Source organism: Marisediminitalea sp. (assembly GCF_984433645.1).
The window spans coordinates 41,617-48,238 of the sequence record NZ_CFIDRX010000010.1; the positions used below are offsets into that span (position 1 = coordinate 41,617).

The 6,622-nt window shown below is 49.0% G+C and carries 5 protein-coding genes; 4 read left to right on the forward strand and 1 reads right to left on the reverse strand.

The features are described 5' to 3' along the window. Positions 1-1,564: glycosyl hydrolase 115 family protein (locus AC4MRN_RS02840; RefSeq protein ID WP_491202452.1), on the forward strand; the 1,564-nt coding region annotated here is incomplete at its 5' end. A gap of 65 nt (positions 1,565-1,629) precedes the next feature. Here the strand turns inward: AC4MRN_RS02840 and AC4MRN_RS02845 are convergent. Continuing rightward, positions 1,630-1,794: a hypothetical protein gene (locus AC4MRN_RS02845; RefSeq protein ID WP_491202453.1), complete on the reverse strand. Its 165-nt coding sequence runs from the start codon at positions 1,792-1,794 to the stop codon at positions 1,630-1,632. Between the two features lie 114 nt (positions 1,795-1,908). On the opposite strand from AC4MRN_RS02845, the gene AC4MRN_RS02850 reads away from it, so the two are divergent. The 3 genes from AC4MRN_RS02850 (at position 1,909) to AC4MRN_RS02860 (ending at position 6,600) form a co-directional block, all read left to right on the forward strand. Continuing rightward, entirely contained in the window at positions 1,909-2,835 is a 927-nt protein-coding gene (locus AC4MRN_RS02850) for a LysR substrate-binding domain-containing protein (protein ID WP_491202454.1), read from the forward strand. 132 nt (positions 2,836-2,967) lie between these two features. Next, on the forward strand, positions 2,968-4,122 hold the full coding sequence (locus tag AC4MRN_RS02855) for an AI-2E family transporter (protein WP_491202455.1): 1,155 nt from the start codon (positions 2,968-2,970) through the stop codon (positions 4,120-4,122). 183 nt (positions 4,123-4,305) lie between these two features. Beyond that, the gene (locus AC4MRN_RS02860; RefSeq protein ID WP_491202456.1) at positions 4,306-6,600 is read left to right on the forward strand and encodes a fatty acid cis/trans isomerase; all 2,295 of its coding nucleotides are present in this window, start codon (positions 4,306-4,308) and stop codon (positions 6,598-6,600) included. Positions 6,601-6,622 lie beyond the last annotated feature (22 nt).

Genomic DNA, 6,622 nt, shown 5'->3' on the forward strand with positions numbered 1-6,622 from the left:
GGAGCAAATGAATCTGGCCTGGGACTATGGTGCAGACCGTATTTGGATCACTAATGTAGGCGATCTGAAACCGATGGAGTTACCCATTAGTTTCTTTCTGGCCCAAGCCTGGGATCCTTCGGCGTTTGATGAAACTTCGCCGGCCAGCTTTACTCGTGAGTGGGTACGTAAACAGTTTAATGGTCAGTACACAGACGAGATTACCCGGTTACTGAATACCTACACATTGCACAACGGCAGAAGAAAACCCGCCGCGATTGCGCCCGATACTTACAGTGTGCTGAATTACAACGAAGCCAGTCGGATCAGCGCAGAACTGGCGGACGCAGCTGCGCTGGCAGAGAAAATCCATGCAGACATTGACAGTGCCTACCGCGACAGCTTTTTCCAGTTGGTCGGCTACCCGCTGTGGGCTTCACAAACAATGTTTGAGCTGAATCATGCACAGGCGCTTAATCGCCTCTATGCAGAACAGGACCGCAGCACCACAAACGAGATGGCGGCAAAAGTAAATGGCTGGTTTGCCCGGGATGAGCAGTTGCGTGATGCTTATCATGAGTTGAGAGGCGGCAAATGGAATCACATGATGTCGCAACCGCATATCGGGTTTGTACACTGGCGTAATCCTCCTGCAAACCTGCCGCCTGTTGTTCACACCAAAGCCTTGGCCACGCCTGCCGTGGCTGATATGGGCGTCGCCGTGGAAGGTAGTCGCTTTTACTGGCCGGCAAACGAAGGGCAGGGTAAACCCCTGACATTGCCCACGTTTACCCCTTTTGGCGAGTCATCGCGCACCGTCACCGTGTATAACCGCCAGGGCAAGACGTTTAACTGGAAAGCGAAAACGTCTCACGACTGGATTCTTGTCGATAAACAAGGCGGAGCGTTAACTGCAGAAGAGCAGGTATCGGTCAGCATTGACTGGCAGAAACTGCCCGCAGGCGAGCACACCGGCAGCGTATTTGTGTCTGGCACTGGGTGGGGTGGAGCAAGTATTGACGTTGTTGCGGTTAAACCCGACCTGTTACAGAGTCCGCAGCCTGGCGACTTTATTGAAGGCGACGGTTACATCGCAGCCAATGCCACCAGTGCAACCATTCTGAATGGCGAGGCGGGCGAATGGCGCCGGGTATCGTTGCACGGGCGCACCGGAGCAGCGATGCGTACGGCTGTCGAACCCCATGCCTTACTGGATACCGGAAACGCACCAGCATTACAATTCCCACTGTATTTTACCTCGAGCGGTGAATTTTCACTGTCTTTGCAGTTGTCGCCGTCGTTGCCCTTTGACGCAGCAACCGGCATACAATTGGCAATTGCATTGGATGATAAGCTGCTGGGTTCAGTGAGTTTACCTGAACAGTCAGACAAGAAAGCCTGGGAGCAAGGTGTGCTAAACAATGTGAAAACCCTTACTGCAACATTGCCCGTTGATAAACCCGGACGCTATACCTTAACGGTTTACGGTTTGACACCGGGCGCGGTGTTGCAAAAGGTGGTAGTGGATACCGGTGATCTTAAACCCAGCTACCTGGGCCCATTAGAACGCCGTTATAAACTATAAGCGCAACCAATGCGGGGTGAACAGTAATGGTGTTCATCCCCGCTTTGCTGTCTTGCTGGGTTTCATTATTTCACAACACTCCACGAAGATAAGCTAAGCTTATTTCCAATGATGCTCAGCCAGTAGTTTAATTTTGTTTGGTTGCGGTAATTGTTTACCGGCTGATCGGCACTTCTGTCTTTAGACTCTGTCTCACGGTGCTTTATTTCTGCGGTGCTTTCTTTGTTCATCCTGCTTATTCCTTGTAAGGGTTACGGTATGAACAGTGTGGCGGTTTGCCCTTTACATCACCAACGATCAATCCTAACATCACATATAAGTACAGGTTATGTTATTGAGGTGGCATGGATAAGCGTCTCAGGTGGCTGAACAACCTGCTGTGTTTTGAGGTAGCGGCGCGGCATCAAAGCTACAGTAAAGCAGCAGAAGAACTGGCGATTTCACAAGCGGCGGTGAGCCAAAAAATGCGTCAGTTGGAAGACTGTCTGAACGTAAGGCTATTTACCCGGCAAGCGCGAAATATGGCGCTGACTGCTCAGGGTAAAGTGTTACTGGCGTCTTGTCAGCGCGGTTTTTCCGATATCGTAGAAGGGCTGAATCAGGTTCAGGAAGCGCCGGTAGAAGGTGCGCTAACCGTCAGTTCTACACAGGCATTTTGCGCCTTGTGGCTGGTTCCGCGTTTAATCGACTTTTACACCGCGCAGTCGCACATTAATATCAACGTGCTGGGCTCAAACCGGGTAGAAGATCTCAACGATGGGAAAATAGATGTCGCTATTCGCTTTAGTACCAGCAGTACGCATTTACACAGACCGTCACTCGTGGTTGAGCAAATAGGCGATAATCCGGTATTCCCCGTCTGTGCACCGTCTGTTGCGGCCCGACTCTCTGCAATGCACCCAAAAGATCTGCTATCTGCAAGACTCTTTAGTCTTGCCCATGAAAATAGGGTGAATTGGGAAACCTGGTTCGAATCTGCCCGTGTAGATATTCATCACACTTCACTAAGTAAAACCGAAGTTACCTCGAGCGATCTGGCGTTAAGCGCTGTGTTGGCCGGGCATGGCGTGATGCTGGCTTCAGACATTATGGTTGGGGAGTACCTGAAGTCCGGGCAACTGGTGGTCCCGGTGGACTTCCCACATCCGGTGAGTTGGAAAGCGCACTTGGTTTACCTGAAAAATTCACCAAAACACAAACGAATCAAGGTGTTTTGCGACTGGCTGAAAGCACAGATGCCGTTTGACGAACCAGGCGGTAAAACCGGTTAACGGGTGAATAGATCTGTCCCACGAATTTCACTCGTGTTCTGAATTATCAGGGGATGTTGCCCTACTAATTAAATGAATGACTACATTACTTATTCTGTTAATGTGAACGGATAACAACTAACAGGCAGAAAGATGGATAACGAAACGACAGGGAATCAGGAGCAGCATGAAGCACAAGCTATACCGGTGCAAACCAAAAACAGCCAGGTCTGGTTGCTCAAAGCGCTTCTTTTACTGGCCGCTATCTATACATTGTTCCTTGCCAAGTCGCTATTAATCCCCTTGTTTTTCTCGGCGTTTATAGCCCTGTTGTTAAGCCCGTTGGTGACGCTGGCGAAAAAGTATTATGTCCCGCGCACGCTGTCTGCGGCACTGTTAATGGCGTTGCTGGTAACGCCCTTTACGTTTTTGGGTCTGGAATTAGCAGAGCCCGCCGAGCGCTGGATGCATTCCTTGCCTGAGATTGCAGGCCAAATAACCGAAGAAATCGAAGAGATCAGCGAGACGCTGAAAGCCGGTGCAGAAAACACATCGCCCGAGCCAAAGCAGGAGAGTTCATCCTTCTTCAGTTGGTTTAACGATGAAGAAAAGCCAGAGCCCAACCCGGAAGACGACAGTTCGGTCACTGAACAGATCAAGCAAAACAGTATTGAAATGGGCATCGCGATGTTAGGTAGCGCCCCTTTGTTGATCGCTCAGGCGTTTGCCTGTCTGATTTTGATTTTCTTCTTACTGGTATTCGGACCCGGGCTTTTCGGTGTATTCATTCGGGATTTCCCGGTGGTAACCGACCGGCAGCGCACGGTCGTGCTGGTGGGCCAAATTCAAAGTGAGCTGTCTGCTTACATCGTTACTATTAGCATGATCAATTTTCTGTTGGGCGTGAGCACGGCGGTGATATTTACTTACCTGGGAATAGACGACGCAATGCTTTGGGGCGCACTCGTGGCCTTGATGAATTTTGTGCCATACCTGGGCGGGCTGGTGAGTTGCAGTATTTTGCTTGTTGCGGGCGCCGTGCAGTATGGATTGACCTGCACGGCATTCTTGCCACCTTTCGCTTTCTTCTGTCTTAACGTATTGGAGTCTCAGTTAATTACCCCTTCCGTGTTAGGCAAAAGTATGCGACTAAATCCACTCCTTATCATTTTATGGATAGCCATTATGGGCTGGCTTTGGGGCGTCGTTGGCGCACTTCTGGCGGTGCCTATTCTGATGAGTGTAAAAATAATATTGGAAAACCTGGGCGTGTTTCCGCACTGGATTAAGCTGCTTGAATCTAAATAAGTGTTGGGATTACGCAAACGCTTAATGAACGTGGGATGCCCATGAAAGGGCATAGGAAAACCGAAATGGGGCAAAGGTATAACGTTCAAAGTTGGTTTCCGTTCTTCTAAAGAACGTTAGGGACTACTTATAAAAACAGTTACTATCTTCCCGAGTATAATCAATTGCGATGAGTCACGGCCTATGAGAGCAATAAAAATAATCTGGTTATTGTCGTTGTTGACACTATCAGCCTGCAGCCCAACACTCTCTGCCGACAGTGTTCCCGCATCCCCATACGACAATCCGTCCTACGATAAAGACAATCGTTTTGCCGAGCAGGTCCAACCCGTTTTAGACAAACGCTGTGTGGTATGCCATGCCTGCTACGACGCGCCGTGTCAGCTAAAACTAGGCAGCTTTGACGGTATCGCCAGAGGTGCGAACAAATCACCGGTTTACCATGGCGACCGTTTATTGGCTGACGCTCCCTCTCGTTTATTTATAGACGCCCTGACACCGGGAGAGTGGCGGGAAAAAGACTTTTTTCCGGTGCTTGATGAAGTCAGTGTTGGCAACAATCAGCTGAATAACAGTGTGCTTGCCTCTATGCTGGCATTAAAAAAGTCTCATCCCACCAATACTAATCAACCATTGGGAGACAAGTTCGAATTCGACATAAACCGGGATTTGCAGTGCCCCACTATTGACGAGTTTGGCCAGTATCAGAAGGACCATCCTGAATGGGGAATGCCATATGGTTTACCGGCGATCAGCGATTCAGAACACAACACGTTAATACAATGGCTTCAGGATGGCGCACCAGCGTCCAAACCTGTGGTGATCTCCGATGCTGACGAACGAGGTATTTCACAGTGGGAAGCGTTTTTAAATCAGGAATCGCTGAAAGGGCAGCTGGTGGGGCGTTACCTGTATGAGCACTTATTCATCGCGCATATTTACTTTAAGGATGAACAAGGTGACACCCGCTTTTACTCCTTGCAAAGGGCTTTAACACCGCCTGGATATCCATTTAGACCGCTGGCTACGCGTCGCCCATTCAGCTCTCCCTATGAGGACGAAAATGCAGATTCACAGCGAGTGTATTACCGGTTTATGCCGGTTAAAAATACGGTGGTAAGTAAACTTCATATGCCTATCCTGCTGGACAACAAGCGTATGAAAAAGTGGCGTGAATGGTTCTTTGAGACTGACTATGCGGTAACAGAGTTGCCTGGATACGAGCCTGAAGTCGCGTCCAACCCCTTTGTTACCTTCGCTCAATTGCCGGTATCGTCCCGATACCGTTTTATGATTGATGAAGCGCAGTACACCATTATGCAGTTTATAAAAGGGCCGGTGTGTCGTGGGCAGATAGCGCTAAACGTGATTAACGATCATTTTTGGGTGATGTTTTTAAATCCAACCAGTGAATTAATTGAGCAGCAGGATGCGTTCCTGCGCAAGGCGAGACACCACATAAGCCTGCCGGCGGAAGCAGAAAGTAATGCCTTACCAACGAATTGGATCCGCTACGCAAAACAGGAACACGATTATCTTGAAGCGCGAAACGACTATATAAAAAATAACGCGCTGAAAGCAGTAAATATCGATTTAAATCTGATTTGGCAGGGTGATGGCAACAACGACAATGCGGGCCTGACTATATTCCGCCATAACGATGCGGCAAGCGTGGTGAAAGGCCTCGTAGGAGATAAACCGCAAACGGCATGGATTCTCACCTATCCGTTATTTGAGCGAATCCACTACTTGTTGGTAGCGGGATACGATGTCTACGGCAATCTGGGACATCAGTTAAACAGCCGCATGTATATGGATTTTCTGCGCATGGAAGGCGAGTTTAATTTTCTTACCCTGCTACCCCAGCAGGAGCGGCAAAAAGTATGGAATCATTGGTATCGGGGCGATGTGAGCTCGGTAGAAAGGTATGTTGCAGAAGGACACCAATTACTGGGTGAGACCGCGCTGACTTACACAACGAATAATCCACTCAATGAGCTGTATAAGCGGGTAGAAACACATTTGGGCAGCGTGCTTAGTCGTACCCATCTTCTTGAAAATGGGTTTACCGACACGGATTCATTAAAGGCGCTGACTTCTCTTAATCAGTTCAGCGGTAAGCCGGCTTCCTATTTACCTCAAAGCAGCATTGTGTTGGTTGAAAGCGAAAATGGTGAAGAGGTGCATGTTTATACTTTGCTGCGCAATAATGCCTATACCAACATCTCTCACATTCTTGCCGAGAAAGAACGACGCTTGCCGGAAGAAGACACGTTAACAGTAGCGTATGGGTTCGCTACGTCCCACCCGAACGCGATCTTCCACTTCAAACAAACGCAACTTCCTCAGTTTTATGAGCAAGTCACTGCCCTGAAAAATAAACAGGACCTGCAGACGTTGTTTGAACAATACGGTGTAAGAAGGACTTCCCCGAATTTCTGGCAGGTCAGCGACGGCATCCATCAATTCTTGTGTTAAGAATCCATGCTGCTCTTGCACG

Coding starts and splice junctions, on each gene's coding strand:
- AC4MRN_RS02845 (WP_491202453.1), bottom strand. CDS start 1,794: ATGAACAAAGAAAGCACCGCAGAAATAAAGCACCGTGAGACAGAGTCT.
- AC4MRN_RS02850 (WP_491202454.1), top strand. CDS start 1,909: ATGGATAAGCGTCTCAGGTGGCTGAACAACCTGCTGTGTTTTGAGGTA.
- AC4MRN_RS02855 (WP_491202455.1), top strand. CDS start 2,968: ATGGATAACGAAACGACAGGGAATCAGGAGCAGCATGAAGCACAAGCT.
- AC4MRN_RS02860 (WP_491202456.1), top strand. CDS start 4,306: ATGAGAGCAATAAAAATAATCTGGTTATTGTCGTTGTTGACACTATCA.